Origin of the sequence: Aquirufa aurantiipilula (genome assembly GCF_019923745.1) — a bacterium.
Classification (GTDB): domain Bacteria; phylum Bacteroidota; class Bacteroidia; order Cytophagales; family Spirosomataceae; genus Aquirufa; species Aquirufa aurantiipilula.
Map to the genome: position 1 here is coordinate 1 of NZ_JAANOG010000024.1, position 3,750 is coordinate 3,750.

Consider the following 3,750-nt stretch of genomic DNA (forward strand, 5'->3'; position numbering starts at 1 on the left):
CTGTATTACCATAAGCATCTTGTGCCGTTAAGGTATTCGTTCCTGTAAAGGCGGTACCATTGACCTGTGGACTTGTTAAGCTCACTGCCAACTTCGTCATTGTTGATGGACTCACCGTTACATTCAAAGTTCCTCCTGTATTTGAATTGATTACGCCATCACTCGCATTCACCGTAGCTGATTCTGCCTTGTAGAGAATCATTGACCCAGATGCCACACCAGCCGTAAAGGTCAAGCTAGTGGCTGTTCCAAAGTCCGTGCTCGCTACCGTTGGTGCGGTGGCAGGACTTGTTGAACTGGCTGCTCCAGAGAATGTAATATTTTTAGCTCCTGTGTAGCTAGTAGCCGTATTACCACTTGCATCTTTCGCGGTAACTGTTACTGTTTGACTGCCACCTGCTGTTTGTGTTCCTGTTCCAGTTACCACTAATTTGGTCGCTGCTCCAGGATTAACTGTAACACTTGAACTGGTTACTGCTGTTCCAGAAGTTGGAGTAAAGGTGAATGTTCCTGAACCAGAGGTACCTGTAAATTTCAAGCCCAAGCTGGTTAAGTTGGCTACCCCACTGGTGAAATCAGCCTCATTATTCAATACGTTTGTACCTGACAATCCAGATATAGCTCCTGTTAAAGTAGTGCTAACTGTAATAGTATTTGCAGCAGCACTAAAGCTGGTTACTGTATTTCCATACGCATCTTGTGCTGTTAAAGTATTCGTTCCTGTGAAGGCGGTGCCATTGACCTGTGGACTTGTTAAGCTTACTGCCAACTTAGACATGGTCGATGGACTAACCGTTACGTTCAATGTTCCACCTGTATTCGAGTTAATGGTTCCGTCTGTAGCATTTACCATAGCTGATTCTGCTTTGTACAAGGCCATAGAGCCTGTAGCCACACCCGCAGTAAAGGTCAAGCTAGTGGCTGTTCCAAAATCTGTGTCTGCAACTGTTGGTGCAGTGGCTGGACTAGATGAACTATTCGCACCAGAGAATGTAATGTTTTTAGCTCCTGTGTAAGTAGTTGCTGTATTACCACTCGCATCTTTAGCAGTAACTGTTATCGTTTGACTACCGCCTGCAGTTTGTGTTCCTGTTCCAGTTACGACTAATTTAGTAGCTGCACCAGAATTTATTACGACAATATCATTACCCGTATAAGCTCCTGTGTTAGAAGTAAATGTAAAAGTTCCTAACCCCGTTACACCAGTATAAACCAGACCCAAAGCAGATAAATCGGCAACACCATTCACAAAATCTAAGGCCTGATTTAGCACATTATTGATACCAGAACCTAAACCAGTGACAACTCCACCTAGAGAGTTCGTAACAGTAACAGCATTACTATTGGCATTGTAATTTACTGTATTACCATAAGCATCTTGTGCCGTTAACGTATTCGTACCAGTCCAAGCTGATCCATTAATTTGTGGACCACTTAAATCGGCTGAGAATTTAGCTAAAGAGCTAGAACTAACTGTTACTGATAATCTATCTCCTCCTGTCGAAGAGATGGTTCCATCGTTCGCTGAAATTGTAGCAGATTCTGCTTTGTACAATATCATTGTTCCTGACGCAACCCCAGCTGTAAATGTCAAATTAGCCACAGTACCAAAATTCGTACTCGCAAATGTTGGTGCAGTACTTGGATTAATTGAATTATTAGCTCCTGAAATAGTGATGCTTTTTGCTCCAGCATAAGATGTAACAGTATTTCCATTCGCATCTTTAGCCGTAATCGTGACAGTTTGTGACCCACCGGCGGTTTGAGTTCCGGTACCAGTTACAACTAATCTAGTCGCTTCACCTGGATTAACCGTGATACTTGAACTAGTTACAGCTGTTCCTGATGCTGGAGTAAAAGTAAAGGTTCCTGCACCAGAGGTTCCTGTGAATTTCAAACCTAAGCTGGTTAAGTTCGCTACCCCACTGGAGAAGTTGGCTAATTGGTTGATTACATTGTTTACTCCACTTCCCAATCCACTTATAGTTCCTGTTAAACTTGTGGTTACTGTAATGTTGTTACCTGAAGCATCAAATCCTGTTACTGTATTACCATAAGCATCTTGTGCTGTCAAGGTATTCGTTCCTGTGAAAGCTGTGCCATTGATTTGAGGACTCGTTAAGCTTACTGCTAATTTGTTGAAAGTAGTAGCACTCACAGCAACCGCCAAACGATCTGCACCAGCAGCTGAAATCGCTCCATCTGTTACTGCGACAGAAGCTGACTCAGCTTTAAATAAAACCATAGAGGCTGTAGCCACACCATCTGTAAATGTAAGATTGGTGGTACTTCCAAAATTTATTCCTCCCACCGTTGGAACAGTGCTTGGACTTAATGAATTATTAGCTCCTGAGAAAGTAAGCGATTTAGATCCTGTATATCCTGTTGCAACATTGCCACTTCCATCTTTGGCTGTAATGGTGATAGTTTGTGCGCCACCTGCTGTTTGTGTTGCAGAACCTGTAATCACTAATTTAGTAGCTGCACCCGGTAAAATGGTCACATTACCACTTGTAGCGGCTGTTCCAGAGGCAGGTGTAAAGGTAAAAGTACCCGTACCTACTTCTCCCGTATAAGTCATTTTGGTAGAAACCGTAGCAGATCCATTTACAAATGCCCCTGCTGCTGTCAATACGTTGACCCCTGTGAAACCAGTAATAGCTCCATTTAAGTTAGTTGTTACCGTAATGTGGTTTTGAGATACATCAAAATTGGTAATTAAGTTACCATACGCATCTAAAGCCGAAACATCATTGGTTCCAGCAAATGCAACTCCATTGGTTTGTGTACTTGCCAAATTCACGGCAATTTTAGACATGGTTGATTCTGAAACTGTTACCGCTAATGTACCTCCAGAATTGGAATTGATAGTTCCATCTGTCGCATTCACTGTAGCTGATTCAGCTTTATAAAGAATCATAGAACCTGATGCCACACCCGCTGTAAAGGTCAAACTAGTAGCAGTACCAAAATTTGTAGCATTTACCGTAGGATTAGTAGCCGGACTTGGAGATGCGGCTGCTCCTGAGAAAGTAATATTTTTTGCTCCTGTGTATGTTGTTGCAGTATTGCCATTCGCATCTTGCGCCGTCACAGTCACAGTTTGACTAGATCCCGCGGTTTCTGTTCCTGTTCCTGTAACCACTAATTTAGTCGCTGCTCCAGCATTGATGGTTACGCTTCCACTTGTTACTGCTGTTCCTGTAGCTGGAGTAAAAGTAAAAGTACCAGCACCTGATGTACCAGTAAATTTCAATCCTAAACTAGTCAAGTTCGCTACCCCACTCGTGAAGTTCGCTAATTGGTTGATTACATTATTTACCCCACTTCCCAATCCACTTACTGTTCCGGTTAAGCTAGTTGTCACCGTAATGTTATTACCAGAAGCATCAAAACTTGTCACCGTGTTACCGTAGGTGTCTTGTGCCGTTAAGGTATTCGTACCAGTAAAGGCTGTACCGTTTACCTGTGGACTTATTAGGCTAACGGCTAATTTGCTAAAGCTTTCTGGACTCACCGTTACATTCAATGTTCCTCCTGTATTCGAGTTGATTGTACCATCGGTCGCATTCACCGTAGCAGATTCTGCTTTATATAAGACCATAGAACCTGAAGCCACACCCGCCGTAAAGGTCAAGCTTGTAGCTGTTCCAAAGTTCGTGCCTGCTATCGTTGGTGTAGTTGCTGGACTTGGAGATGCGGCTGCTCCTGAGAATGTAATGTTTTTTGCTCCTGTGTAACTTGTTACTG

The 3,750-nt window shown here is 43.0% G+C and carries 1 protein-coding gene; it reads right to left on the reverse strand.

From position 1 onward, the window contains the following. Window positions 1-3,750: beta strand repeat-containing protein (locus G9H60_RS13140; protein ID WP_223144501.1), on the reverse strand; the 3,750-nt coding region annotated here is incomplete at both ends.